The following is a 25,107-nucleotide window of genomic DNA, read 5'->3' as shown; positions in this document are numbered from 1 at the left end:
TTCATCAAAGCATGCACACGGTTGTCTTCGGCTGGTTCGGCATCTCCGCCGTCTGGTTCCTCCTTCTCATCTGGCGTCTCGTTCAGGCGATGCTGCCCGGCGGCGCCGGGCTCGCCGGGCGCGGCTCGATTCGCCTCTGGCTCGGCTTCGCGGCCGTGTTCGTCGCGAGCTGCACGCTGACGAGCCCGCTGTCGGGCCCCGACACGAATGCGCTCGGCCACGCGTTCTCGAACGGCTTCGCGCATGTGCTCGGCCCGATCGGCACGCCGGTCGCGATGGTCGTCCTGTTCTTCGCGGGCCTGCCGTGGCTGACCGGCATCGGCTGGCGCCAGTTCGCCGCGTGGGTCGACACGTCGTTCGGCGTCAAGCTCGCGCGCGACATCGGCGACGACGACGTGCGCGGTGTCGCCGACCTGCCGCGCAACGCGCTGCATCGCGACGACGACATCGTGCAGCCGACCACCGCACACACCGTCAACTCGATGGCGCCGCGGCAGAACGGCCGCTATTCGCGCCCGACGTTGTGGAAACCGGATCCGCAGGCGCGGCCGAAGCCGCGCGGCAACGCTGCGCCGCGTCCGCTCGCCGAGCCGGTCGCGCCGTCGGGCTGGCTGAAGCCGACCTCGGCTCATCGCATGCCGCCGCCCGCGGCGGGCACGACGAGCGCCATGCCGCCCCCGACGACAGGCAGCACGGCCAGCCTCGCGCGGGCCGCCGCGAATGCTCAGATGCCGCGCCCGAATCCGGCCCCGCTTCCGGCCGGGTTCGAGCCCGTTCGGCCGCAACCGACCGCCGCGCGACCGGCCGCAGCCGCATTGAAGCAGCCGACCGCACCGCGCACGGCGGTCACGCCGCGCCCGGCCGCAGCGACGCCGCCGCGCACGCCCGCACGCCCGGTGACGGGCGGCGGCGCGCCCGGCCAGTCGCAGGACGCGGCACGGCGCCGCCCCGCGCCGCCGGTCCCGGCGCGCGCGCCGCTCTACGCATGGGTGCAGCAGCCCGCGGAGCCGATCACGCCGGCGCCGAGCGTTCACGACACGTTGCGCTCGATCGAGGCCAGCACCGCGCAATGGGCGACGCTGGACGATGTGCGGGCGCCCGATGCGGTGCCGGCGAAGGCCGCCGCGGCGACGATGGCCGGGGCGGTGGCGGCGACAGCGAGCGTCGCGGAGTCAGCATCGGCATCGGCATCGGCATCGGCATCGGCAGCAGCAGCGGCAGCGGCATCGGCATCGGCATCGGCAGCAGCAGCGGCGCCGGTCGCGGCATCGATCGCCGTACCCGGCGGGATTGCAGCGGGCGCGCATCATGCCGTGCCCCGCGACGCAGGCCTTCCTGACGTGCATGAAGCCGCGCCGGCATACGACGACGCACCGATCGTGCTGGATGCATTCATGCCGGTCGAGCCGAGCGCGCACGCGCCGGTCATCAATGCAGGCGCGCCGGCATTCGGCGAGGCTGTGCAGCATGCCGTGCCCGATCCCGGCGTCGAGACCGATGCACCTACGCGTGATGCGCACGGCGAGCATCGGGATGACGCCGATGCTCCCGCCACGCCGGTATTCGATTCCCCGATCGACTTTGCACCCTGGGAAGACAGCGTCAGCCCGCCCGTTTCCGACCTCGGCGCAGCGCATCAAAGCCCGATCGCTGCGCCGCTGTCCGACGCGGCTGCGTCGGTGGCGACGAGCAAGGATGTCGATACGCATCCGGCCGCCGTCACACCTAGCGCACACGCGACGAGCGGCGTCGCCGATGTGAAGGACGCGGCAACGGTCGCAGTCGGTCACGACGAGTCGCGATCCACGCCGTCCGCCGGTACCGCCGTATCCGTCGATACGAAACAAGACACACTCGCGGCTCAGGACGTCGTGAAGCCTGTCCAGCAGGTGGCACCGACCGCTCCCCTGCCCGCTTCGTCGATCGCAGCAGCAGCGACGTCGCCGCTTGCCGATGCAACGCCCGTGGCAGCAGCGACACCGGCGGCTGCGGACACGTCGAACTCCGCACCGGCCGACACCGTAACGGGAACGGCCTCACATCCTGCAACAGCGCCCGCCGGAGAAGCGGCACCGTCGGCTGCCGACACGCAACGCGCCGTGCAACCCGCACCAGCTGCGTCGCCCTCCACGATCGCGGAACCTGCGTCCGTCAATGTCACGGCGTCCGCATCGTGGTCGAAACCGCTGTCAGTAGAACCCTCCTCTGCGGCGCAGACGATTCCGGCATCTTCCGCATCGTCGCGCGTCGGCAGCGCGCCGGGCTATGACGCACCGACACCGGTGAACGCATCGAACAGCACACCTGCCGCCGCGACGCCGTCGTTGCCCGCCATGACGAGCACCGCCTCCTGGTCGCCGTCGCAACCGCCAGCATCTGTGGCGTCCGTTGCATCGCCCGAGCCGACCGCGCCGGCACGCGCCACAGGGACCTCCTACGTTTCCAGCGGCCACGTGCCGGCTGCGGCGTCATCGGCGCCCGGTGCCGCGATCACGCCGGCAAACGCCCACACGCATTCGACGAGTGCCGCGGCCCAGCCCACTGCGCAGCCGTCCGCCTCCGCGACGACGTCCGCTCCGACGGTTGCGAACGCAGCCTCGGGCGTGACCGCGACACACCCTTCTGCGGCCGCGCCGGGCATGGCGGCAACGACGTCTGCCCTGACGCCCGCGATGACTGCCTCCGGTCCGGCCACGTCGCAGTCGTCGGCGACCGTGCCGACCGTGGCAGCCGCGACGGCCGCCGCATCGACCGGCACGTCCTTCAGCGCAATCGCATCGCAACCCGCGCAAAACACGCAGCACGCGCAGGGATCGCCTGCGGTCGCATCTATCGCTCCGTCGGGCAGCACCTTTACCGCTACGTCGACCGCATCGGCGACGCCTTCGGCAGCACCAACGCACCGCACGCCTGACGCTTGGTCGCCCGGCATGCCGGCCACGTCGAACGGCGCAGCGCAGGCCGCCGCCGGTACTACGCCTGTCGCCGCCGCTGCGGTCGTTCCGGCGCCGTCTTCCAGCACACTGGCCCCGACGAGCACGATCGCTGCCGCTGCACCCGCCGCGTTCGGCGGCACACCCGCCGCGACGGGAAGCGCGCCGAGTTCCTTCGCCACGACCGCCCCCGCGACGGCATCGGCCGCGTCCGCGACTTCCGCGACTTCCGCGACTTCCGCGACTTCCGCGACCTCCGCGACCTCCGCGACCGAATCCGTCTCGGCAATGCCGACCTTCCCGGCACCCGGCGGATTCATCGGCACGGCGACACAGGCGCAACCCATCGCGTCCGCGCCGGCGCCGCAGGCCCAGCCGTTCACCACCCCGCTGGCTCCTGCTGCCACATCGGCAAGCGCGCCGACGCCCGGCACCGGCACGCCACCCGCGGCAACCGGCATCGCCATCCCGGCCGTCACGGCCGTACCGCCTGCGGGCACGACACTCCCCGAGCCCGCCGTACCGTCGGCCCCCGTCGAATCGAGCGCCCCGGCCCCGGACGCGTCGGCCGCACCCGCGCGCCAGCCGCGCCCGAACGCATTCGAATTCCACGCGCCTGCGTCGTTCAACGTCGAACTGCCGACGCTCGACCTGCTCGAACCCGCGTCCGACGACGTCGAAACGATCACCGAGGAACACCTCGCGCAGACGGCCCAGGTCATCGAGCAGCGCCTGCAGGAATTCAAGGTGCCGGTGACCGTGGTCGGCGCATCGGCGGGCCCGGTAATCACGCGCTTCGAGATCGAACCGGCGCTCGGCGTGCGCGGCAGCCAGATCGTCGGCCTGATGAAGGACCTGTCGCGCGGCCTCGGCCTCACGTCGATCCGCGTCGTCGAGACGATTCCGGGCAAGACCTGCATGGGCCTCGAGCTGCCGAACGCGAAACGCCAGATGATCCGCCTGTCGGAAATCCTCGAATCGCGCCAGTACCAGCATTCGGCGTCGCAGCTCACGATCGCGATGGGCAAGGACATCACGGGCCACCCGGTCGTCACCGATCTCGCGAAAGCGCCGCACATGCTCGTCGCCGGCACGACGGGTTCGGGCAAGTCGGTCGCGATCAACGCGATGATCCTGTCGCTGCTGTACAAGGCGACGCCCGAGGACGTGCGGCTCATCATGATCGACCCGAAGATGCTTGAGCTGTCGGTCTACGAAGGCATCCCGCACCTGCTGGCGCCGGTCGTCACCGACATGAAGCTCGCGGCGAACGCGCTGAACTGGTGCGTCGGCGAAATGGAAAAGCGCTACCGGCTGATGTCGGCCGTCGGCGTGCGCAACCTCGCGGGCTTCAACCAGAAGATCCGTGACGCGGAGGCGAAGGAAAAGAAGATCGGCAACCCGTTCTCGCTGACGCCCGACGACCCCGAGCCGCTGTCGAAACTGCCGCTGATCGTCGTCGTGATCGACGAGCTGGCCGACCTGATGATGGTTGCCGGCAAGAAGATCGAGGAGCTGATCGCCCGTCTCGCGCAGAAGGCACGCGCGGCCGGCATCCATCTGATCCTCGCGACGCAGCGCCCGTCGGTCGACGTGATCACCGGCCTCATCAAGGCGAACATCCCGACACGCGTCGCGTTCCAGGTGTCGTCGAAGATCGACTCGCGCACGATTCTCGACCAGATGGGCGCCGAATCGCTGCTCGGCCAGGGCGACATGCTGTTCCTGCCGCCGGGCACGGGCTATCCGCAGCGCGTGCACGGCGCGTTCGTCGCGGACGAGGAAGTGCACCGGATCGTCGAATACCTGAAGCAGTTCGGCGAGCCGCAGTACGAGGAAGGCATTCTCGACGGCCCGGCGGCCGACGGCGCGACGCAGGACCTGTTCGGCGATGCGCCGGATGCGGAAGCCGATCCGCTGTACGACGAAGCGGTCGCGTTCGTCGTGCGTACGCGGCGCGCGTCGATCTCGTCGGTGCAGCGCCAGTTGCGCATCGGCTACAACCGCGCCGCGCGCCTCGTCGAGCAGATGGAAGCGGCCGGCCTCGTGTCGTCGATGGGCATCAACGGCAGCCGCGAGGTGCTCGTGCCGGCCGCGGCCGACTGAGCACGGCGGCCCACGGCCGATACGGGCGTTGCGCGCAAGCGGCCGCCCGGACGAAACAAGGGCGCTGCCTCGGCAGCGCCCTTTTCCATTTGCCGCGTGATATCTACCGCGCGATTACTGCGCCACCGGCACCAGCTTGAAGTCCACCGGGCTGCCGACCGCCACCTTCTGAGGATTCGGGCCGAGCAGACCCGTTTCGACGTCGCGGCTGAATACGTAGAACGTGTCGCTGTCCTGGTTGCCGACGATCAGCCACTTGCCGGTCGGATCGATCAGGAATTCGCGCGGCGTCTTGCCGAGGCTCGACTGATGCCCGACGGTCTTCAGCCGGCCGTCGGCCTTGTTCACCGCGTAGATCACGATGTCGTTCACGTCGCCGCGGTTGCTCGCGTACAGGAAGCGGCCGTCCGGCGACAGGTGGATCGCGCCGCCGCCGACCTTGCCCTTGAAGCCGGGCACCGTCATCGGCAGCGTCTCGATCGGCGTCAGCTTGCCGTCGTGGTAGCCGAACACCTCGACCGACGCGTTGAGCTCGCTCGTCACGTACGCGAACCGGCCATCGGCGCTGAACACCATGTGACGCGGGCCGGAGCCGGGCTTCACCGGCGTGTAGCGCGTGTCGGTCGGGCTGATCAGCCCGCGGCTGCCATCGACCGTGTAGCGGTAGCCGTAGATCTTGTCCGCGCCGAGATCCTGCACGAACAGGTAACGGCCGTCGGGCGAAAACACCGTCGAGTGCACGTGCGCGCCGTCCTGGCGCCCCTTCACGGGCCCGGTGCCTTCGTGGTGCACCGTCAACACCGCCGTGCCGACCGCCCCGCCGTCGCGGACCGGGAACACCGCGAAGCTGCCGCCCGGATCGGCCGCGACCGAGTAGTTGGCCGTGACGAGGTACTTGCCGTCCGGCGACAGCGCGAGATAGCAAGGATCGTTCCCTTCGGACGACACGCGGTCGATGAACGTGAGCGCGCCCGTCTTCGGATCGAAGCCGAACGCGCTGACGCCGCCGCGCTGCGTCGCCGGGCCGTTGTCGCCGGGCAGTTCGTTGACCGCGTAGACGGTGCGACCGTCGCGGCTCGGCAACAGATAGGACGGATTCACGGTCTTGGCCGACGACACGGGCGCGACACCGCCCGTTTTCGTATCGAAGCGGTACACGTAGATCCCGTCGCTGCCGTGTCCCGTATAGGTGCCGACGAGCAGGTTGTAGACGCCGTCGGCCGGTGCCTGGGATTGCTGGGCGAACGCATGGGTCGCGGACAAGGACAGCACGATCGCGAAACCTTTCATCCAGTGAGCGAGCCCAAGCGGGAACCCTCGTGTCGAAGCGCGTGCGTCACGCTCGCGTAAACGGCTGGGCATTGAATCCTCCTTGCATCGAGTCGCTTCAAGTGTTGAGATAGGACGAAACGCCGGCCGTTCACGCGCTCCGCCGCCGCCTGGCCGAGTATACGGGGCGCGACGCCGCAGCGTGAAGCCAGAGCGCCGCAGCCTGCATTGTGAACTCGAATACCCAAGGACCGCTTGCCCATGCCCGCCCTGATCGAAGACTACGCGCTCGTCGGCGACGGCCACACCGCCGCGCTGATCTCGAAAGACGGCTCCGTTGACTGGCTCTGCTGGCCCCGCTTCGATTCGGGCGCCTGCTTCGCGGCGCTGGTCGGCACGCCGGAGCACGGCCGCTGGCTGCTCGCGCCGGCCAGCGACGCCGCGATCACGCACACGACGCGCCGCTATCGCGGCGACACGCTGATCCTCGAAACCGACTACGAAAGCGCGGACGGCGCCGTCACTGTGATCGACTTCATGCCGCCCGGCAACGGCTGGTCGGAACTCGTGCGGATCGTCGTCGGCCGGCACGGCACGATGAAGATGCGCATGGAACTCGTGTTGCGCTTCGACTACGGTTTCTCGATCCCGTGGGTCACGCAGCTCACGCGTGAAAGCGGGATGAAGGCAATCGCCGGTCCCGATACGGTCGTGCTGCGCACGCCTGTGCCGCTCACCGGCAAGAACCTTCACACGCTCGCCGAATTCACCGTGAACGCCGACGAGCGCGTGCCGTTCTCGCTCGGCTATGCGGCGTCGCACCTGCGGCTGCCGCCCGCGCGCGATCCGCTGTCGATGCTCGCCCGCACCGAGAACTACTGGCTCGAATGGTCGGGCCGCTGCCAGGTGCAGGGCCGCTACGCGGCCGCCGTGCGCCGCTCGCTGATCACGCTGAAGGCGCTCGCGTACGAGCCCACCGGCGGGATCGTCGCGGCGCCCACCACGTCGCTTCCGGAGAAGATCGGCGGCAACCGCAACTGGGACTACCGCTACTGCTGGCTGCGCGACGCGACGATCACGCTGCTCGCGCTGATGCGCGGCGGCTACTACGACGAGGCGCGCGCGTGGCGCACGTGGCTCGGCCGCGTGATGGCCGGCTCGCCCGAGCAAATCCAGATCATGTACGGGATCGCCGGCGAGCGCCGGCTGCCGGAAATGGAGCTCGACTGGCTGCCCGGCTACCAGGACTCGAAACCGGTGCGCGTCGGCAACGGTGCCGCGAACCAGCTCCAGCTCGACGTATTCGGCGAAGTGATGGCAGCGCTGCACCTCGCGCGCGTCGGCGGCCTGCAGGCGGACGACACGGTGTGGTCCGTCCAGTGTTCGCTGCTCGACCATCTCGAGAAAATCTGGCAGGAGCCCGACGAGGGCATCTGGGAGACGCGCGGCGGCCGCCGCCATTTCACGTTCTCTAAGGTGATGGCGTGGGTCGCGTTCGACCGCGCGATCAAGTCGGCGGAGATGTTCCGGCTGCCCGCGTCGCTCGACCGCTGGCGCGCGCTGCGCGACCGGATCCATGCCGACGTCTGCGACAACGCGTGGCATGAAGGCAAACAGGCGTTTGCGCAGAGCTACGGCAGCGACGAGCTCGACGCGAGCGTGCTGCTGATGCCGCTGCTCGGCTTCCTGCCGCCGGAGGACCCGCGCATCGTCGGCACGGTCGATGCGATCGAGCGGGAATTGCTGCACGACGGCCTCGTGATGCGCTACCGAACGACGGAGTACGACGACGGCCTGCCGCCCGGCGAAGGCACGTTTCTCGCGTGCAGCTTCTGGCTGGTCGACAACTACGCGCTGCTCGGCCGGATCGACGACGCGCACCGGCTCTTCAGCCGCCTGCTCGCGCTGTCCAACGACCTGGGGCTGCTCGCCGAGGAATACGACCCGGTCGAGGGCCGGCTCGTCGGCAACTTCCCGCAGGCGTTCTCGCACGTGGCGCTGGTGCATACCGCGATGAACCTGATGCACCACGAGGACGCCATGGCGCGCGCGGCGGGCCAGCCGGCGCCGGCCGTGGCGACGGGACGCTGAGCGGGGGCGGAGCGGCTTCTTCAGAGATCGTCAATTCGCAAAAGTTTGATGAAAAATCCGGGAAATGTTGCATTGCACCACCGATCGTTGTCCGATATGATCGATTCGATTGTCCGGCTGCACTGCAACATGGCCGGTCGCTGACCCACACGGCACGCCGCGACGCCCCACGCCGCCCTTGCGCACCGTCCCCCACGCGGGAGTAGTCTGCATGCTTTACCAATTGCACGAATTCCAGCGGGCGATGCTGAGCCCGCTCACGGCCTGGGCCCAGGCCGCCTCCAAATCGTTCGCCAATCCGTCCAGCCCGTTCTCGCTGATGCCCGGCGCGACGCGGATGGCCGCCGCGTACGAGCTGATGTACCGGCTCGGCAAGGATTACGAGAAGCCCGAATTCAACATTCATCAGATCGTCAAGGACGGCCACAACATCCCGATCGTCGAGCAGACGATCATCGAGAAGCCGTTCTGCCGGCTGCTGCGCTTCAAACGCTATTCGGACGACGCCGATGCCGTCACGCAATTGAAGGACGAGCCGGTCGTGCTCGTCTGCGCGCCGCTGTCGGGCCACCACTCGACGCTGCTGCGCGACACCGTGCGCACGCTGCTGCAGGATCACAAGGTGTACATCACCGACTGGATCGACGCGCGGATGGTGCCGGTCGAAGTCGGCCCGTTCCACCTGCACGACTACATCGCGTACATCCAGGAATTCATCCGCCACATCGGCGCACGCAACCTGCACGTGATCTCCGTGTGCCAGCCGACCGTGCCGGTGCTCGCGGCGATCTCGCTGATGGCGAGCCGAGGCGAGGACACGCCGCTCACGATGACGATGATGGGCGGCCCGATCGACGCGCGCCGCAGCCCGACGTCGGTGAACTCGCTCGCAACGCAACACTCGACCGCGTGGTTCGAGAACAACGTGATCCACACGGTGCCCGCGAACTATCCGGGCGAAGGCCGCCACGTCTATCCGGGCTTCCTGCAGCACACGGGCTTCGTCGCGATGAATCCGGAACGCCACGCGCAATCGCACTGGGACTTCTACCAGAGCCTGCTGCGCGGCGACGAGGATGACGCCGAGGCACACCGCCGCTTCTACGACGAGTACAACGCGGTGCTCGACATGGCGGCCGAGTACTACCTCGAGACGATCCGCGTCGTGTTCCAGGAATTCCGGCTCGCGGAAGGCACATGGGACGTCGAAGGCGAGCGCGTGCGCCCGCAGGACATCAAGCACACCGCGCTGATGACGATCGAGGGCGAACTCGACGACATCTCGGGCAGCGGCCAGACACACGTCGCGCACGAGCTGTGCACCGGCATCCCGCAGGACGACCGCCGCAGCCTGACCGCCGAGAAGTGCGGTCATTACGGGATCTTCTCGGGCCGCCGCTGGCGCACGATCATCTATCCGCAACTGCGCGACTTCATCCGCGAGCACGCGCCGGAACCGAAGAACGGCGCGGCGAAGCTGCCTGCCGATGCGCAGGACGCCACCACGATCGGTGCCGCGCCGGCCGCCACGCCGCAGCACGAGTCGACGGCGCGCGCGACCGCCGCGAAGCGCACGCGCGCGAAGGCGCCGGCCGTGACCGTTGCGCCCGCCAAGACGGCCACCGCGAAGGCCGCACCGGCCGCGAAACGCGCGGGCGGCACGCGCGCCAAACCCGTTCGCGCGCGCAAGGCCGCCTGACGCACCGCGTTCGGACGCAAAAACGCCGCCGTTGCTCGCGCACGGCGGCGTTTTTCTATCCGGCGGCCCGGCGTGGCCCGCCAATTGGCGCGCGGGCTCAGCGTCGCAACAGATACGCGAGCAGCACCTCGGTATTCATCCTGACCATCTCCGCGCGCTCGTCGGCTTCGCTGAAGTCGCGGCCGAGTGTCGCAGCGAGCGTGAAGCGGTTCGATACGATGTAGTAGCCGAGCCCCGACAGCGTCACGTAGAAGCGCAGCGGATCGACGTCGCTGCGAAACAGACCGGCCTTCTGGCCGCGCATTAGCACGTTGCCGAGCTTCGCGACGATCGGCGACATCATCTCGCGGATCCGCGTCGACTTGTGCAGGTAGCGCGCTTCGTGCAGGTTCTCGTTGTTGATGAGCCGCAGCAGCTCCGGATGATCGCGGTAGTAATCCCACACGAAGTGCGCGAGCCGCGTGACGGCCTCGACCGGCGCGACGCCATCGAGATCGAGCACGCGTTCGGCGTCGGTCAGCGCGGAGAACGCGTGTTCGAGCACGGCCGTAAACAGCTGCTCCTTGCTGCCGAAGTAGTAATAGAGCATGCGCTCGTTGGTTTCGGCCCGGCGTGCGATCTGGTCGACGCGTGCGCCGAACAGCCCTCCACTCGCGAACTCTTCGGCGGCCGCCATCAGGATGCGGCGGCGGGTACCTTCAGGATCTCTTTTGATTTTTGGCTGATTCATGGTGGCGTTTTGCTATGTGAGCCGCGTGATCCGGACCGGCACCCCCACCGCCTCGGCGCCGGCTGCCCTGGAACGAGCGCACCGCATGCGGCCGCCCCCCTGCTGAGCCCCTGCAAAAAAGCGGTTCGATTATGCGCACAGACAGCGTCCAGCGCAATGCGGGAAATCGGCGATAATCAAGGTTTGGCAAACCTTTCCGGCCGCAGGCATACGCGGCCGAGAGCCATTCGGCGCTGCTGCGCCCGTTGTCACCGTGACCGATTCCAAGACCCTCGCGGATCGCATCGAAGATCTGCTTCCCCAGACCCAATGCACGAAGTGCGGCTATGACGGCTGCCGTCCGTACGCCGACGCGATCGCCGCCGGCGACGCGAACTACAACCAGTGCCCGCCGGGCGGCGCCGAAGGCATCGCACGCCTCGCGAAGCTGCTCGGCAAGCCCGTGATCCCGCTGAACCCCGTCAACGGCACCGAGCATCCGCGCGCCGTCGCGTTCATCGACGAAAGCCTGTGCATCGGCTGCACGCTGTGCATGCAGGCATGCCCGGTCGACGCGATCGTCGGCGCACCGAAGCAGATGCACACGATCGTCGAATCGCTGTGCACGGGCTGCGACCTGTGCGTGCCGCCCTGCCCGGTCGACTGCATCGCGATGGTTCCCGTCACCGGCGAGCGCACCGGCTGGGACGCATGGTCGCAGGAACAAGCGGACGCCGCACGCGAACGCCACGATCGGCGGCTCGCCCGCCAGCGTCGCGAACGCGAGGCCGCCGAAGCGCGCGCCGCCGCCCGCCGCGCGGCCAGTGCGGGCTCGGCCAAGGCGGCGCCGGCCGCCGCACAGCCAGGCGCCGCGGCCGACGACGCCGAAGCGAAGAAGCGCGCGATCATCGCCGCCGCGCTCGAGCGCGCTCGCAAGAAGAAGGAAGAACTGTCGGAGCAAGGCGCCGGGCCGAAGAACACCGAAGGCGTGAGCGCGGCCGTGCAGGCGCAGATCGACGCGGCCGAAGCCCGCCGCAAGCGGCTCGCCGAACAGCAGGCGCAGCGCGACGCCGAGGCCGCCGGCAACGATCACGACGCCCCGAACAACGACGACCGGAACAGCCCGAGCACGGCGCCCGACAAGAACCGTTCATGAACGCCTCCAAACGACGCGCGATCTACGAAACGCTGCAGAGCCTCAATCCGCATCCGACCACCGAGCTCGAATACACGACGCCGTTCGAGCTGCTGATCGCGGTGATGCTGTCGGCGCAGGCGACCGACGTGTCGGTCAACAAGGCGATGCGCAAGATGTTCCCGGTGGCGAACACCCCGCGACAAATCGTCGCGCTCGGTGAAGAAGGCGTCGCCGACTACATCAAGACGATCGGCCTGTACCGCACCAAGGCGAAGAACGTGATCGCGACGTGCAACATCCTGCTCGAACGCTACGACGGCGAGGTGCCGGCCGATCGCGAAGCGCTCGAAAGCCTGCCGGGCGTGGGCCGCAAGACCGCGAACGTCGTGCTGAATACCGCGTTCGGCCAGCCGACGATCGCGGTCGACACGCATATCTTCCGCGTCGCGAATCGTACGGGGCTTGCGCCGGGCAAGGATGTGCGAGCCGTCGAGGCCGCGCTCGAGAAGTTCACGCCGAAGGAATTCCTGCACGACGCACATCACTGGCTGATTCTGCACGGTCGCTATGTGTGCAAGGCCCGCAAGCCCGAATGCTGGCACTGCGCGATCGAGCCGCTGTGCGAATTCCGGCCGAAGACACCGCCGCCGAACGAGTGAGCGGCGGGCGCGTGACGCGCGCCATGCATCACGCATCACGCGCCCGGCGTGCCCGGTGCCCCGCGCACCACGCGCCGTTGAGCACCCGCCGGATTCCCTTCCCTGCTATGCGTTGGATGTCGCCGTCGCGTCGTCGGCGGCCGCACCGCCCGCACGCACGAGCGCCAGCACCGCCGCGAGGATCGCGACGCCGCCCGCCCACTGCAACGGCGACAGCGCCTCGCCGAACAGCAGCGCCGCGAGCGCGACCGTCACGACCGGTTCGAGCGTCGACAGCATCGACGTGCGCGCGGCGCCCAGCCGCTCGAGCCCTGCGAAGAACGCGAGCATCGCGGCCACCGTCGACACCAGCGCGATCGCCAGCATCGACGCCCAGCCGGCGGGCGTCGCCGGCCAGCGCGGCGGCACGCCGAACGCGGCGGTCCGCACGATCGCGATCGCGATGAGCGTCGCGGTCGCCGACAGGCAGATGATCGCGGTGGTCGCGAGCGGATCGACACCGCGCGTCGCCTTCGTGCCGCCGACGATGTACAGCGAATAGATCACCGCGGCGGCCAGCGCGAGCGCGATGCCGAGCGGCTCGCCGTGGCCGCCGCCCACCATCAGCGCGGAACCGGCGACACAGAGCACGAGCGCGACCGCCTTCGCGCGCGTGAGACGCTCGCCGAGCCACCACGCGGCCAGCAGCGTGACGAATGCCGGATACAGGTACAGCAGCAGCGCGACGAGGCTCGCCTGCGCATGCTGGAGCGCGCTGAAATAGCAAAACGACTGCCCGACGTAGCCGAGCGCGCCCATCGCCACGAGCGGCGCGAGCGCACGACCGCGCGGCCACGCGACGCGGCGGTGCCGGGCGATCGCGGCAAGGACCGCGCCGCCGATCGCGAAGCGCACGATCAGCAGCCCGAGCACGTCGACGCCGGCCGCATACGCGTAGCGGCCGAAGATTGCCATCGCGCCGAATGCGGCGGCGGACAGCGCGACATAGAACGCGCCCTGCAGCGCGGCGGACGATGAGCGAACGGTGGCGGACATGATGGAACGGTGTGAGCGCGACGACGGCAATCGTCGGAGTGTAGCGGCCCGGCGGCCGCCGGCCTAGCCCGCGCTTACCCGTTGCGCGGCGCCGCGGCACGCGCTGGCCAATGCGGATCGACGTCGCCGCCGGTTCACGCGGCGCGCTCCGCCGGCTGGCAGCCTCAAGCCGCCCGCCCAGGCATCACCCGCCGCCAGCGCCGTGCGCCGACCCGGCGTACAATGCGCGACGCGGCATGACGCCGCCCGAATCACCACGCGTCCCCACCATGTTCAATCCGAGTCGCGACGAGGTCCGTCGCTTTTTCACCGAGACCTGGCGCAAGCAGCGCGCCGGCGAGATCCTGACGCCGCTGGAAGCGATGGCAGCCGACTGGATCGTCGAGCATCCCGAATACCACGACGACCTCGCGGACGCCGACGGCGCCGCCGCGCGCAACTACACGCCCGAAGAAGGCCGCACGAACCCGTTCCTGCACCTGTCGATGCACCTCGCGATCAGCGAGCAGCTGTCGATCGACCAGCCGCCCGGCATCCGCGCCGCGCACGACAAGCTGGCCGCGAAGCTCGACTCGACCCACGAGGCGCAGCACATGATCATGGAATGCCTCGGCGAGACGATCTGGGAAGCGCAACGTACCGGCACGCCGCCCGATACGGACGCGTACCTGCAGCGCATCCTGCGCCGCGCGTCGCGCGACTAAGCGCCGCGGACAAAAAAATACCCCGCCGCGGCGGGGTACGCTGGCTGCACGGACCGGCAAGGCCCGGCGCGCTTACTTCTTGAAGACGAGATCGGTCTCTTTCAGCGACTCGATGTAGGCCGCGATGTCCTTCATGTCGTTGACCGACAGGTTCTGCACCTGCGCCTGCATGATCGCGTTGTTGCGGCCGAGCAGCGGGTTCGTCAGGCCCATCTGGTACTGGCGCATCGCCCATACGAGATAGTCGGCGTGCTGGCCGGCGAGGCGCGGATACTCTGCGTTGATCGGCTTGTTCAGCTGCGCGCCGTGGCAGGCCGCGCAGTTGTGCGACTCGACCAGTTCCTTGCCCTTCACGGTGTCCGCCGCATGCGCGGTACCGATCGCGAGGCCGGCCGCCAGTGCAACCGCTGCCGTCTTGAATGCGTTGTTCATGAATGCTCCTGTCCCGCCGGTAAGAATCGGCGGCGCGCGCTTTACTTGTAGGGATTGTCCTTCGTGTCGGCCTTCTGGGCGGCGTAGTAGGCCGCCAGATCCGCGATGTCCTGATCCGTCAGCGAACCGGCGATCGCGTTCATCGACGGGAAGTGACGATCCTTCTTGCGGTAGGCCTTCAGCGCGTTCTCGAGGTATTGCTGGTTCTGGCCGCCGAGGACCGGCACCCGGTAGACCTCCGGGTACGCCGCGCGGTAATCCTGGATGCCGTGGCAACCGATGCACATGGCGGCCTTGCTCGCCCCGTCCTTCGGGTTGCCGACCACACCGGCCGCCTGCGCGCTGCCCGCGAGCGCCACGAGCGCTGCGACAACGACGTGTTTGCCGACAAATTTGTTCATAGCTCTTGTAACCTAGCTTGAGGGGAAACTGGCGCCGAAGCGGCAACGGCCCGCGCCGTTTTGCTTATCGGATCGCCACGCAGGCCAAAAAAAACGGCCAGATTGTACCGCGTCGGCGGGGAACGCGTCCATATGGCACCCCGGTCCGCCCCGCCGCAGCCCCGCAACGATACGCGGCAGCGGGCCAACCGGACAGCCCTTCTGACTTATACTGGGTTTTTTTGCGACCAGGAAAGAGCGCCGCCATGCGTTTCGAAGGATCCTCGCACTACGTCGCCACCGACGACCTGAAGCTCGCGGTCAACGCCGCACTGACGCTGCAGCGCCCGCTGCTGATCAAGGGCGAGCCCGGCACCGGCAAGACCATGCTCGCCGAGGAAGTGGCGGCCGCGCTCGGCATGCCGCTGCTGCAGTGGCACATCAAGTCGACGACGAAGGCGCAGCAGGGGCTGTACGAATACGACGCGGTATCGCGGCTGCGCGACTCGCAGCTCGGCGACGAGCGCGTGAAGGACATCGCGAACTACATCGTGAAGGGCGTGCTGTGGCAGGCGTTCGACGCCGAGCGCCCGAGCGTGCTGCTGATCGACGAGATCGACAAGGCCGACATCGAATTCCCGAACGACCTGCTGCGCGAGCTCGACCGCATGGAATTCCACGTGTACGAGACGCGCGAGACGATACGCGCGAAGCACCGCCCGCTCGTGATCATCACGTCGAACAACGAGAAGGAACTGCCCGACGCGTTCCTGCGCCGCTGCTTCTTCCACTACATCCAGTTCCCCGATGCGGCGACGATGCAGAAGATCGTCGCGGTCCACTTCCCGAACATCCGCGAAGAGCTGCTGCACGCGGCGCTGCAGAGCTTCTTCGAGTTGCGCGGCGTGTCTGGGCTGAAGAAGAAGCCGTCGACCTCCGAACTGCTCGACTGGCTGAAGCTGCTGCTCGCCGAGAACATCCCGGCCGACGCGCTGCGCGGCGCCGACGCGAAGCAGATCGTGCCGCCGCTCGCCGGCGCGCTGCTGAAGAACGAGCAGGATCTGAGCCTGCTCGAGCGCCTCGTCTACATGAACCGGCACAACCGGTAACCCACCCGCGAAGGCCCGGCCATGCTGCTCAATTTCTTCTACGCGCTGCGCGCAGCCAAGCTGCCCGTCTCGGTGAAGGAATACCTGACGCTGCTCGAATCGCTGAAGGCCGGGCTGATCTCGCCGTCGATCGACGCGTTCTACTTCCTCGCGCGGATGACGCTCGTGAAGGACGAGCAGTACTTCGACAAGTTCGACCAGGCGTTCGGCGCGTACTTCCATGGCGTGTCCGCGCTGCCGTCCGACGCGTTCGACATTCCGCTCGACTGGCTCGAGAAGCGTCTCGAGCGCGAACTGTCGCCGGAGGAAAAGGCGCAGATCGAAGCGATGGGCGGCCTCGACAAGCTGATGGAGCGCCTGAAGGAACTGCTCGACGAGCAGAAGGAACGCCACGAAGGCGGCAACAAGTGGATCGGCACCGGCGGCACGTCGCCGTTCGGGCACGGCGGCTACAACCCGGAAGGCGTGCGCATCGGCGGCCCGTCGAACGGCAACCGCACCGCGGTCAAGGTGTGGGAGGCGCGCGCGTACCGCGACTACGACGATTCGGTCGAGATCGGCACGCGCAACATCAAGGTCGCGTTGCGGCGCCTGCGGCGCTTCGCGCGCGAAGGCGCGGCCGAAGAGCTCGATCTGCCGGGCACGATTCGCAGCACCGCCGCGAACGCCGGCTGGCTCGACCTGCGGATGGTGCCCGAGCGTCACAACAACGTGAAGGTGCTGATGCTGCTCGACGTCGGCGGCTCGATGGACGACCACATCAAGCGCACCGAGGAACTGTTCTCGGCCGCGAAGGCGGAATTCAAGCATCTCGAGTTCTACTACTTCCACAATTGCGTGTACGACCACCTGTGGAAGAACAACCGCCGCCGCCATTCCGAGCGCACCGCGACGTGGGACGTGCTGCACAAGTTCACGCCCGACTACAAGCTGATCTTCGTCGGCGACGCGACGATGAGCCCGTACGAGGTGCTGCAACCGGGCGGCTCGGTCGAATACAACAACCCGGAAGCCGGCGCCGTCTGGCTGCGCCGCCTCGCGGACCAATTCCCCCACCATGCGTGGCTGAACCCCGAGCCCGAGCGGCTATGGGAGTACCGGCAATCGGTCGCGGTGATCCGCGACCTCCTCGGCCAGCGCATGTATCCGCTCACGCTCGCGGGCCTCGAAACCGCGATGCGCGCACTCAGCAAATAACGAACCCACCCTGCAGAAACGAAGGCCGCGTCCCAGCGGCCTCCTCCGGAGATAGCATGAACCCTTCGCCTACCGCGAGCGCGGGCCGCGCCGGCGGCCGCCGCTTTTTCGCCGATACGTCCGTCTCCGCGCTCGTCGCCGGCTTCGTCGCGATGATGACGGGCTACACCAGCTCGCTCGTGCTGATGTTCCAGGCCGGCCGCGCCGCGCACCTCACCGACGCGCAGATCTCGTCGTGGATCTGGGCGTTGTCGATCGGCATGGCGCTGACGACCATCGGCCTGTCGCTGCGCTTTCGCGCACCCGTCGTCGTGGCGTGGTCGACGCCCGGCGCCGCGCTGCTGATCGCGTCGCTGCCCGGTGTGCCGTATGCCGAGGCCATCGGTGCGTTCGTCGTGTGCGCGCTGCTGCTGACCGCGGTCGGCGTGAGCGGGCTGTTCGACACGCTGATGCGGCGCATTCCGGCCGGCATCGCGGCCGCGTTGCTCGCGGGCATCCTGTTCGAGATCGGCATCGAGATCTTCCGTGCCGCGCAGTTCCAGACCGCGCTCGTGCTCGCCATGTTCTTCACCTACCTGATCGTCAAGCGGCTCGCGCCGCGCTATGCGATCGTCACGACGCTGCTCGTCGGCACCGCGGTGGCCGGCAGCCTCGGCCTGCTCGACTTCAGCCGCTTCCAGATCGCGCTCGCGCAACCCGTGTTCACGATGCCCGCATTCTCGGTCGCATCGATCGTCAGCATCGGCATTCCGCTGTTCGTCGTCGCGATGGCGTCGCAGAACGTGCCGGGCATCGCGGTGCTGCGCGCCGACGGCTATTCGACGCCGTCGTCGCCGCTCATCGCGACCACCGGCCTCGCATCGCTGCTGCTCGCGCCGTTCGGCTCGCACGGCGTGAACCTCGCGGCGATCACCGCGGCGATCTGCACGGGCCCCGAGGCGCACGAGGATCACGCGAAGCGCTACACCGCCGCCGTGTGGTGCGGCACGTTCTACCTGATCGCCGGGATCTTCGGCGCGACGATCGCCGCGCTGTTCGCGGCGCTGCCGAAGGCGCTCGTCGTGTCGGTCGCCGCGCTCGCGCTGTTCGGCTCGATCATGAGCGGGCTCGCGAACGCGATGCAGGACGTGAAGCAGCGCGAAGCCGCGCTCGTCACGTTCATGGTCACCGCATCGGGCCTCACGCTGCTGTCGATCGGCTCGGCGTTCTGGGGGCTCGTCGCGGGGATCGTCACGCAGGTGATCCTGAATGCACGGCGCCCCGCGTAGTCGCCGCATGGCGCGGGCCCGCACCGCAAACGGTTCGCCCAAAACGTGCGCGACGCGATTCGGGCCTAAAATAGTGGATCGGAGGCGGCGCCGGGCGCCGCCTCGCTTCGCCGCCGCGCTCGCGCGGCCCGTGAGAACCCCGGCGCCTTGCGCCCTCCTCCCGAATCGCCATGACTACCGCACTCGACCAGCTGAAGCAGTACACGACCGTCGTCGCCGACACGGGCGATTTCCAGCAGCTTGCGCAATACAAGCCGCAGGATGCGACCACGAATCCGTCGCTGATCCTGAAGGCCGTCCAGAAGGACGCGTACAAGCCGATTCTCGAGAAAACCGTCCGCGATCATCGCAACGAAAACACCGATTTCATCATCGACCGCCTGCTGATCGCATTCGGCACCGAGATCCTGAAGCTGATCCCGGGCCGCGTGTCGACCGAGGTCGATGCGCGCCTGTCGTTCGACACGCAGCGCTCGATCGACAAGGGCCGCGAGCTCATCAAGCTGTACGAAGCCGCCGGCATCGGCCGCGAGCGCATCCTGATCAAGCTCGCGTCGACGTGGGAAGGCATTCGCGCCGCCGAGGTGCTGCAGAAGGAAGGGATCAAGTGCAACATGACCCTGCTTTTCTCGCTCGTTCAGGCCGCCGCATGCGCGGAAGCCGGCGCGCAGCTGATCTCGCCGTTCGTCGGCCGCATCTACGACTGGTACAAGAAGCAAGCCGGCGCCGAGTGGGACGAAGCGAAGAACGGCGGTGCGAACGATCCGGGCGTGCAATCGGTGCGGCGCATCTACACGTACTACAAGACGTTCGGCTACAACACCGAAGTGATGGGCGCGAGCTTCCGCACGACGAGCCAGATCACCGAGCTCGCGGGCTGCGACCTGCTGACGATCAGCCCCGATTTGCTGCAGAAGCTGCAGGAAAGCACCGACACGGTGGGGCGCAAGCTGTCGCCCGATGCGCTGCAGGACAAGCCGACCGAGCGCGTCGCGATCGACGAGGCGTCGTTCCGCTTCCAGCTGAACGACGAAGCGATGGCAACGGAGAAACTGGCCGAAGGCATCCGCGTATTCGCCGCCGACGCGGTGAAGCTCGAGAAGCTGATCGATGCACTGCGCTGAGCCGTGCCGCACGTGACGGCTGTCAGTTGAACTGTCAGCAGGCCTGACAACAGCCGTCAGCACGCGCGCCGAACGGCCGCGAACCTCGTGTTCGCGGCCGTTTTTATTTTTCATTCCATCGTCAAGCGCGCGCACTACAATCCACGTCACGAGTGCGCCGGCCGCATCCCGGCGCGCTCTTCCCGGTCAACTTCGGAAGTACCCGGGCAGGCACCGGCACGCCGGCCCGGTCAACAGGAGACAACGATGCAAGTCCAACCGTACCTGACGTTCTACGGCCGTGCGGAAGAGGCCCTTCAGTTCTACGAAAAGGCGCTCGGCGCGAAGACGATGTTCAAGATGCACTTCAAGGATGCGCCGCCGAATCCCGATTACCCGATGTCGCCGGAGATGAGCGACAAGGTGATGCATGCGAGCTTCACGATCGGCGACTCGATGATCATGTGCTCGGACGGTGATTGCAGCCAGCCGGGCGGCGGCACGCACGCCGGCTATTCGCTGTCGCTGAACCCGGCGACGGTCGAAGAAGGTCAGAAGCTGTTCAACGCGCTCGCCGACGGCGGCGAAGTGACGATGCCGTTCGGCAAGACGTTCTGGGCGCTCGGCTTCGGCATGGCCAAGGATCGCTTCGGCGTGCACTGGATGGTCAACGTCGAGGACCTGTCGCAACGCGAGGATCTCGCGAAACGCGCGCAAAGCTGACGCCTGCAAAAACGCCCGCCACTTCGCAGTGGCGGGCGTTCGTTTTGCTGCACGATGCGCGGCAAGCAGCAGGCGGCACACCGCCGCGCCGCCCGTTCAACTCTCGACGACGTCGAGGTAATCCTCCGGCCGCGTGCGGTCCTCCGCATGCGCCATGCCGATCGCGCGCACCAGCACGCTTACCACCACCGACACCACGAGATTCACGACCAGCGACCACACGGCCGCATAGCCGGGAATGGCGAGGCCGAACAGGTGGATCGTGAAGATCGAGCTCGCGAGCTTCAGCGACACCGCCATCCACGTGCCGCACACGATACCTGCCGCCCAGCCGGCCAGCAGGCCGCGATGGTCGAGCAGCCGCGTGTACAGGCCGAGCACGATCGCGGGCAGCGTCTGGATGATCCAGATCCCGCCGAGCAGCTGCAGCTGGATCGCGTAGGTCAGCGGCAGCCCGAGGATGAACGCCACCGCGCCGACCTTCACGATCAGCGACACGAGCTTCGCGACGTGCGTCTCCTGATCGTGCGTCATGTTGCGGTTCACGAACTCGCGATGGATGTTGCGCGTGTACAGGTTCGCGGCCGCGATCGACATGATCGCCGCCGGCACCAGCGCACCGATGCCGATCGCCGCGAACGCGACGCCGACGAACCACGACGGGAAATACTCGAGGAACAGCGCGGGCACCGCGAAGTTCGGGCCGAACGCCTTGAAGTACGGCACGTACTGCGGCATGTCCTTCACGCCGGACGCGAGCGCCATGTAGCCGAGCAGCGCGAGCAGGCCGAGCACGAACGAGTACGCGGGCAGCATCGCCATGTTGCGGCGGATCGAGTTGCCCGACGCCGACGACAGGATCGCCGTGACCGAGTGCGGATACAGGAACAGCGCGAGCGCGGAGCCGATCGCGAGCGTCGCGTAAGCGCTGTAGCCGTTCAGGCTCGCCGCGTCGGGCGCCTTCAGCAGCAGCTTCGCCGGCGGCACCGACGCGAAGATGTGCCCGAAGCCGCCAAGCTTCGCCGGAATCACGATGACCGCGGCGGCAATCGTGATGTAGATCAGGACGTCCTTCACGATCGCGATCATCGCGGGCGCGCGCAGCCCCGACGTGTACGTGTAGGCGGCGAGGATCGCGAACGCGATGATGAGCGGCAGGTCGCCGACGAAGCCCGTCGTGTCGAAGCCGAGCGCACCGATCACGACTTCGATGCCGACGAGTTGCAGCGCGATGTACGGCATCGTCGCGAGGATGCCCGTCACCGCGATCGCGAGCGCGAGCATGCGGCTGCCGTACCGCGCGTTCACGAAGTCGGCGGCGGTCACGTAGCCGTGCCGCTTCGCGATGCTCCACAGCTTCGGGAACACGACGAACGCGAACGGGTAGATCAGGATCGTGTACGGCAACGCGAAGAAGCCCATCGCACCGGCGCCGAACACGAGCGCGGGCACCGCGACGAACGTATAGGCCGTATAGAGGTCGCCGCCGAGCAGGAACCACGTGACGATCGTGCCGAAGCGGCGTCCGCCGAGACCCCATTCGTCGAGATGGGCGAGATCGCCGCGCCGCCAGTTCGCGGCCAGGAAACCGAGGATCGTGACGCCGATGAAGAGCAGGACGAAGACGAAGGTGGCGCCGAGGTTCATCGCGCACCTCCTTGCGGGCCGCTCGCCTTCCACGCGTTCTTGGTCTTGAAATACACGAACGCGGTGATCACCGCGCTAATGAACACCCACAGCAACTGGTACCAGTAGAAGAACGGAAAACCCAACCATTGCGGTTCGATCTTGCTGTACGACGGCACCCAGACCATCGCGGTCAGCGGCAGCACCAGCAGCCAGAGCCAGCGCTTGGCGGCCCGGCTGGCGTCGGCATCGTGAGCCATGACGTCTCCTCATCTTTCCCGGTTATCGATCTTGTCAAGCGGGTACGGCGGCGAGAGGAGGGGCAAAACGGGTAAGCTGCGGCTCCCCTGGCTTCGCGCCAGTATAGGAGCCGCGAGCGAGCGGTCAAGCAGGGGCGAACCCGAGGTGATCCGCCCCCAGGTCCAGCGGTTGCACCGGCATGCGGCCGGCGCATGAGCGTCAGATCGCGAACGAGGATTCGCGTGCGCCGATCGTTTCTTTCAAAGCTTTCACCCATTTGCGCGCGGGCAGCTTCAGCGTGTCCTCGATCAGTTTCGCGCGGGCTTCGAGCTGCGCGAACGATACGTCGAGCGCGGGGCCCGAGAACGCGATCGCGATCCGGTTGCCGTCGTGCACTTCCGGCAGCGCGATCACGCGATGGTCGAACGCCGCGTTCAGATGCTTCATGTTGCGCACGAAGCTCGGATGGTCGCCGAACAGGTTGATCGTCGCGATGCCCGCGTCGGCAAGGCAGCCGCGCACCGCGCGGTAGAACGCGACGCTGTCGAGCACCGGGCCGCGCGCGGTCGCGTCGTACAGGTCGATCTGCAGTGCGCCCGTCGTGCCGCGGTTGGCCGGGTCGTTGACGAAATCCCATGCGTCGGCTTCGTGCACGACGAGGCGTGCATCGTCGGGCGGCAGCGCGAACATCGTGCGGGCAGCAACGATCACGGCCGGGTTCAGTTCGACGGCTTCGACCTTCGCGTTCGGCAGGAAACGGTGCGAGAACTTCGTCAGCGCGCCGGTGCCGAGCCCGAGCTGGACGATTCGCGCGGGCGTTTCGAGAAACAGCAGCCATGCCATCATCTGCTGCGCGTATTCGAGCTCGATGTGCAGCGGCTTCGAGATCCGCATCGCACCCTGCACCCATTCGGTACCGAAGTGCAGGAAACGCACGCCGCGCTCTTCCGAGAACGTGACGGGCGCGAAGCGCGGCTTGCGCGGCGCGTCGAGGACGGGCACGTCGTCGTGTTCGTCGATCTCCGGGCGGCGCTTCACGCGCGGCGGCTGGAGCTTTTCGGAGCCGTTGTAGGCGGACGGCTTGCGTTGCTTGAACGCGCGCGCCTCGGCGGACGCGCGCTTGATCAGTCGGGTCATGATTGAATCTCGCTGGGTGACGCTGGATGAGCGGACGAGAGGATAGCATTGGTGCGGGATGGCGGCCGCGCCGCATACCCTGCCCTTCTCTGCACTGCACTGCATGACTTCGAAACCGGTTCGCGCTACGCTGCACCCGTGACCGAAGGAGGACGCATGAACTCGAACGGCAAACGGATCTGGTTTCCGGCGAAGCGCTACGGTTGGGGATGGGGATTGCCGGTGGCGTGGCAGGGCTGGGTCGTGCTGTTGTTGTTCGCGATCGGGATCATCGCGAGCGCGTGGCTGGTGCCGCCCAACCGGTCGCCGATTGCGTACGGCGCCTGCATCGTGGTGTTGGTCGCGCTGTTGACTGCCGTTTGCTGGATCAAGGGCGAAAAGCCCGGGTGGAGATGGGGCAAGGACGACTGAGCGCCGGCGCGGCGTTCGCGCGCGACCGGAGAGCGGTCGGGATCGGCGTCAGTCGCGAATCGCCCGCCACTGCGCCAGCTTCTGCTCGAACGACAGCATCGCATTCGCCGGGCTCGACGACGGCAGCACGAGCGTGTCGTATCCCGCCTGGCCGATCACGTCGGCAAACCGCCCTGCCGTCTTGCCGTTGAAACACACTTTCCTCAGCAACGGCGCATGCTCGCGCAACGATGCAAAGTCGTTCGGCTTCGCATTGCGGATCGCCGAATCGAGACTGCCTTGTCGATGGCACGCATCGAGGACATCCCAGATGCCGATGCCGTGCGAAAGCACGCGCTCGAGCCGCGCGTCGTACACGAGCTCGTGCAGCCCCGGCTCGCCGAGCACCGCGCCGAGCAACCGCCAGAACTGATTGCGCGGATGCGCATAGTACTGCGCGGCATCGAGCGACGCCTCGCCCGGAAAGCTGCCGAGAATCATCGTATGCGTGTGCGGCCCGACGACGGGCGGAAAGCCTCGCAGCATCACGTCGCTCCGCGCGGGCCGGCCGATCGCGGCCCGGCCGATCGTGGCCCGTCGCCGTGCGCATCGAGATGGCGCCACAGCGCAGGCAGCATGCACTCGGTGACCATCAGCGGCTTGCCGTGGCGCTGGAACACCGAGCGCCGCGCGGCGAACGCGTGCGGCGCCCGCGCGCCCTGCAACGCATGGCTCGCGAGCGCATACAGCGGATGACCGGCGATCACGCGCCGGCTGACGAGCGTCGAGCGCTCGACCTGCGGATCGCTGTACAGCAGCTCCGCGAGCGGCCGCGTGCGCAACCGCCGCATCGCCTGCCATACACCCTTGCTGGCCGCGAGCGGCGCGATGCTGTGCGCGGCGACGTACGGGATGCCGTCGACCGACAGGATCACCTCGCGCACCCACATCGGCGCGCGCGGCGCACTGTCGAGCGCATCGGGTTCGTCGAACCACGGGCAATCGACGGCCTCGCGCGTCACGCGCACGCTCACGCTGCCGAGCCGCGCCAGATGCGCGGTCAGCGAACCGCCGCGCGTCAGCCAGTCGCGCTGATCGAGCGTGCAGCCGGGCCGGGGCGTTTCGCGCCAGCCCGCCCGTGCGCCGTCGAATCGCATCC

22 protein-coding genes are annotated in these 25,107 nt (G+C 67.9%); 12 read left to right on the top strand and 10 right to left on the bottom strand.

The features are described 5' to 3' along the window. Positions 1-11: 11 nt before the first annotated feature. Entirely contained in the window at positions 12-5,039 is a 5,028-nt protein-coding gene (locus HW466_RS31885; RefSeq protein WP_239006196.1) for a DNA translocase FtsK, read from the top strand. A 114-nt stretch (positions 5,040-5,153) separates the two neighbouring features. Here HW466_RS31885 and HW466_RS11520 read toward each other — a convergent pair whose 3' ends face one another. Further along, positions 5,154-6,401, bottom strand: a complete 1,248-nt coding sequence (locus HW466_RS11520) for a lactonase family protein (protein ID WP_081053846.1) — start codon at positions 6,399-6,401, stop codon at positions 5,154-5,156. A 168-nt stretch (positions 6,402-6,569) separates the two neighbouring features. Here HW466_RS11520 and HW466_RS11515 point away from each other — a divergent pair, with 168 nt between their 5' ends. Together HW466_RS11515 and HW466_RS11510 are read left to right on the top strand one after the other, a co-directional pair. After that, entirely contained in the window at positions 6,570-8,399 is a 1,830-nt protein-coding gene (locus HW466_RS11515; RefSeq protein ID WP_059770816.1) for a glycoside hydrolase family 15 protein, read from the top strand. A gap of 211 nt (positions 8,400-8,610) precedes the next feature. Then, complete coding sequence (locus HW466_RS11510; protein ID WP_059799197.1) at positions 8,611-10,098, top strand: polyhydroxyalkanoate depolymerase; 1,488 nt, start codon at positions 8,611-8,613, stop codon at positions 10,096-10,098. Between the two features lie 97 nt (positions 10,099-10,195). Here HW466_RS11510 and HW466_RS11505 read toward each other — a convergent pair whose 3' ends face one another. Beyond that, positions 10,196-10,828, bottom strand: coding sequence for a TetR/AcrR family transcriptional regulator (locus HW466_RS11505; RefSeq protein WP_059448668.1), 633 nt, complete (start codon positions 10,826-10,828; stop codon positions 10,196-10,198). Between the two features lie 253 nt (positions 10,829-11,081). Between HW466_RS11505 and rsxB the strand changes: the two genes are divergently transcribed. Together rsxB and nth are read left to right on the top strand one after the other, a co-directional pair. Beyond that, positions 11,082-11,963 (top strand): electron transport complex subunit RsxB, encoded by an 882-nt coding sequence (rsxB, locus tag HW466_RS11500; protein ID WP_059547072.1) that lies wholly within the window; start codon positions 11,082-11,084, stop codon positions 11,961-11,963. Continuing rightward, positions 11,960-12,604, top strand: coding sequence for an endonuclease III (nth, locus tag HW466_RS11495; protein ID WP_059468177.1), 645 nt, complete (start codon positions 11,960-11,962; stop codon positions 12,602-12,604). The genes rsxB and nth overlap by 4 nt, the downstream gene beginning before the upstream one ends. Before the next feature lie 105 nt (positions 12,605-12,709). Here nth and HW466_RS11490 read toward each other — a convergent pair whose 3' ends face one another. Continuing rightward, positions 12,710-13,639 carry a DMT family transporter gene (locus HW466_RS11490; RefSeq protein ID WP_174905717.1) on the bottom strand — a complete coding sequence of 310 codons (930 nt, stop codon included), beginning with the start codon at positions 13,637-13,639 and terminating at the stop codon, positions 12,710-12,712. Between the two features lie 236 nt (positions 13,640-13,875). Here HW466_RS11490 and HW466_RS11485 point away from each other — a divergent pair, with 236 nt between their 5' ends. Continuing rightward, a complete protein-coding gene (locus tag HW466_RS11485) occupies positions 13,876-14,343 on the top strand; it encodes a DUF1841 family protein (protein ID WP_390885647.1) in 468 nt (155 codons plus the stop codon). A 72-nt stretch (positions 14,344-14,415) separates the two neighbouring features. Here the strand turns inward: HW466_RS11485 and HW466_RS11480 are convergent, their stop codons facing one another. Together HW466_RS11480 and HW466_RS11475 are read right to left on the bottom strand one after the other, a co-directional pair. After that, entirely contained in the window at positions 14,416-14,775 is a 360-nt protein-coding gene (locus HW466_RS11480; protein WP_059448664.1) for a c-type cytochrome, read from the bottom strand. 41 nt (positions 14,776-14,816) lie between these two features. Then, positions 14,817-15,176 (bottom strand): c-type cytochrome, encoded by a 360-nt coding sequence (locus tag HW466_RS11475; protein ID WP_011885616.1) that lies wholly within the window; start codon positions 15,174-15,176, stop codon positions 14,817-14,819. Between the two features lie 245 nt (positions 15,177-15,421). Between HW466_RS11475 and HW466_RS11470 the strand changes: the two genes are divergently transcribed. The 5 genes from HW466_RS11470 to HW466_RS11450 all read left to right on the top strand — a co-directional run bounded on the left by HW466_RS11470 (position 15,422) and on the right by HW466_RS11450 (position 20,555). Continuing rightward, a complete protein-coding gene (locus tag HW466_RS11470) occupies positions 15,422-16,264 on the top strand; it encodes an AAA family ATPase (protein ID WP_059502697.1) in 843 nt (280 codons plus the stop codon). Between the two features lie 21 nt (positions 16,265-16,285). Next, a complete protein-coding gene (locus HW466_RS11465; RefSeq protein ID WP_059448662.1) occupies positions 16,286-17,461 on the top strand; it encodes a vWA domain-containing protein in 1,176 nt (391 codons plus the stop codon). A gap of 56 nt (positions 17,462-17,517) precedes the next feature. Next, the gene (locus HW466_RS11460) at positions 17,518-18,729 is read left to right on the top strand and encodes a benzoate/H(+) symporter BenE family transporter (RefSeq protein ID WP_059502699.1); all 1,212 of its coding nucleotides are present in this window, start codon (positions 17,518-17,520) and stop codon (positions 18,727-18,729) included. Between the two features lie 170 nt (positions 18,730-18,899). Beyond that, positions 18,900-19,853 (top strand): transaldolase, encoded by a 954-nt coding sequence (gene tal, locus HW466_RS11455; RefSeq protein WP_151004943.1) that lies wholly within the window; start codon positions 18,900-18,902, stop codon positions 19,851-19,853. A 246-nt stretch (positions 19,854-20,099) separates the two neighbouring features. Continuing rightward, entirely contained in the window at positions 20,100-20,555 is a 456-nt protein-coding gene (locus HW466_RS11450) for a VOC family protein (RefSeq protein WP_059547080.1), read from the top strand. 96 nt (positions 20,556-20,651) lie between these two features. Here the strand turns inward: HW466_RS11450 and mctP are convergent, their stop codons facing one another. The 3 genes from mctP to HW466_RS11435 all read right to left on the bottom strand — a co-directional run bounded on the left by mctP (position 20,652) and on the right by HW466_RS11435 (position 23,558). Further along, positions 20,652-22,202, bottom strand: coding sequence for a monocarboxylate uptake permease MctP (mctP, locus tag HW466_RS11445; protein ID WP_059448658.1), 1,551 nt, complete (start codon positions 22,200-22,202; stop codon positions 20,652-20,654). After that, a complete protein-coding gene (locus tag HW466_RS11440; RefSeq protein WP_151004945.1) occupies positions 22,199-22,441 on the bottom strand; it encodes a DUF3311 domain-containing protein in 243 nt (80 codons plus the stop codon). The genes mctP and HW466_RS11440 overlap by 4 nt, the downstream gene beginning before the upstream one ends. 199 nt (positions 22,442-22,640) lie before the next feature. Next, on the bottom strand, positions 22,641-23,558 hold the full coding sequence (locus HW466_RS11435; protein ID WP_060348170.1) for a class I SAM-dependent methyltransferase: 918 nt from the start codon (positions 23,556-23,558) through the stop codon (positions 22,641-22,643). Between the two features lie 156 nt (positions 23,559-23,714). On the opposite strand from HW466_RS11435, the gene HW466_RS11430 reads away from it, so the two are divergent. Beyond that, entirely contained in the window at positions 23,715-23,969 is a 255-nt protein-coding gene (locus HW466_RS11430; protein WP_059448655.1) for a hypothetical protein, read from the top strand. A gap of 48 nt (positions 23,970-24,017) precedes the next feature. Here the strand turns inward: HW466_RS11430 and HW466_RS11425 are convergent, their stop codons facing one another. Together HW466_RS11425 and HW466_RS11420 are read right to left on the bottom strand one after the other, a co-directional pair. Further along, positions 24,018-24,494, bottom strand: coding sequence for a DNA-deoxyinosine glycosylase (locus HW466_RS11425; RefSeq protein WP_059770807.1), 477 nt, complete (start codon positions 24,492-24,494; stop codon positions 24,018-24,020). Then, complete coding sequence (locus HW466_RS11420) at positions 24,494-25,105, bottom strand: chorismate--pyruvate lyase family protein (protein WP_174905716.1); 612 nt, start codon at positions 25,103-25,105, stop codon at positions 24,494-24,496. The genes HW466_RS11425 and HW466_RS11420 overlap by 1 nt, the downstream gene beginning before the upstream one ends. Between the last annotated feature and the right edge of the window lie 2 nt (positions 25,106-25,107).

The organism is Burkholderia territorii (genome assembly GCF_902833055.1).
GTDB lineage: Bacteria > Pseudomonadota > Gammaproteobacteria > Burkholderiales > Burkholderiaceae > Burkholderia > Burkholderia territorii.
Note: the sequence above shows the minus strand (reverse complement) of the source record. Positions and strands in the feature narration are given on the sequence as shown.

Excerpts from the sequence above, each read along its gene's own strand:
- HW466_RS31885 (WP_239006196.1), top strand. The coding sequence starts at position 12 with ATGCACACGGTTGTCTTCGGCTGGTTCGGCATCTCCGCCGTCTGGTTC.
- HW466_RS11520 (WP_081053846.1), bottom strand. The coding sequence starts at position 6,401 with ATGCCCAGCCGTTTACGCGAGCGTGACGCACGCGCTTCGACACGAGGG.
- HW466_RS11515 (WP_059770816.1), top strand. The coding sequence starts at position 6,570 with ATGCCCGCCCTGATCGAAGACTACGCGCTCGTCGGCGACGGCCACACC.
- HW466_RS11510 (WP_059799197.1), top strand. The coding sequence starts at position 8,611 with ATGCTTTACCAATTGCACGAATTCCAGCGGGCGATGCTGAGCCCGCTC.
- HW466_RS11505 (WP_059448668.1), bottom strand. The coding sequence starts at position 10,828 with ATGAATCAGCCAAAAATCAAAAGAGATCCTGAAGGTACCCGCCGCCGC.
- nth (WP_059468177.1), top strand. The coding sequence starts at position 11,960 with ATGAACGCCTCCAAACGACGCGCGATCTACGAAACGCTGCAGAGCCTC.
- HW466_RS11490 (WP_174905717.1), bottom strand. The coding sequence starts at position 13,639 with ATGTCCGCCACCGTTCGCTCATCGTCCGCCGCGCTGCAGGGCGCGTTC.
- HW466_RS11485 (WP_390885647.1), top strand. The coding sequence starts at position 13,876 with ATGACGCCGCCCGAATCACCACGCGTCCCCACCATGTTCAATCCGAGT.
- HW466_RS11480 (WP_059448664.1), bottom strand. The coding sequence starts at position 14,775 with ATGAACAACGCATTCAAGACGGCAGCGGTTGCACTGGCGGCCGGCCTC.
- HW466_RS11475 (WP_011885616.1), bottom strand. The coding sequence starts at position 15,176 with ATGAACAAATTTGTCGGCAAACACGTCGTTGTCGCAGCGCTCGTGGCG.
- HW466_RS11470 (WP_059502697.1), top strand. The coding sequence starts at position 15,422 with ATGCGTTTCGAAGGATCCTCGCACTACGTCGCCACCGACGACCTGAAG.
- HW466_RS11465 (WP_059448662.1), top strand. The coding sequence starts at position 16,286 with ATGCTGCTCAATTTCTTCTACGCGCTGCGCGCAGCCAAGCTGCCCGTC.
- HW466_RS11460 (WP_059502699.1), top strand. The coding sequence starts at position 17,518 with ATGAACCCTTCGCCTACCGCGAGCGCGGGCCGCGCCGGCGGCCGCCGC.
- tal (WP_151004943.1), top strand. The coding sequence starts at position 18,900 with ATGACTACCGCACTCGACCAGCTGAAGCAGTACACGACCGTCGTCGCC.
- HW466_RS11450 (WP_059547080.1), top strand. The coding sequence starts at position 20,100 with ATGCAAGTCCAACCGTACCTGACGTTCTACGGCCGTGCGGAAGAGGCC.
- mctP (WP_059448658.1), bottom strand. The coding sequence starts at position 22,202 with ATGAACCTCGGCGCCACCTTCGTCTTCGTCCTGCTCTTCATCGGCGTC.
- HW466_RS11440 (WP_151004945.1), bottom strand. The coding sequence starts at position 22,441 with ATGGCTCACGATGCCGACGCCAGCCGGGCCGCCAAGCGCTGGCTCTGG.
- HW466_RS11435 (WP_060348170.1), bottom strand. The coding sequence starts at position 23,558 with ATGACCCGACTGATCAAGCGCGCGTCCGCCGAGGCGCGCGCGTTCAAG.
- HW466_RS11430 (WP_059448655.1), top strand. The coding sequence starts at position 23,715 with ATGAACTCGAACGGCAAACGGATCTGGTTTCCGGCGAAGCGCTACGGT.
- HW466_RS11425 (WP_059770807.1), bottom strand. The coding sequence starts at position 24,494 with ATGCTGCGAGGCTTTCCGCCCGTCGTCGGGCCGCACACGCATACGATG.
- HW466_RS11420 (WP_174905716.1), bottom strand. The coding sequence starts at position 25,105 with ATGCGATTCGACGGCGCACGGGCGGGCTGGCGCGAAACGCCCCGGCCC.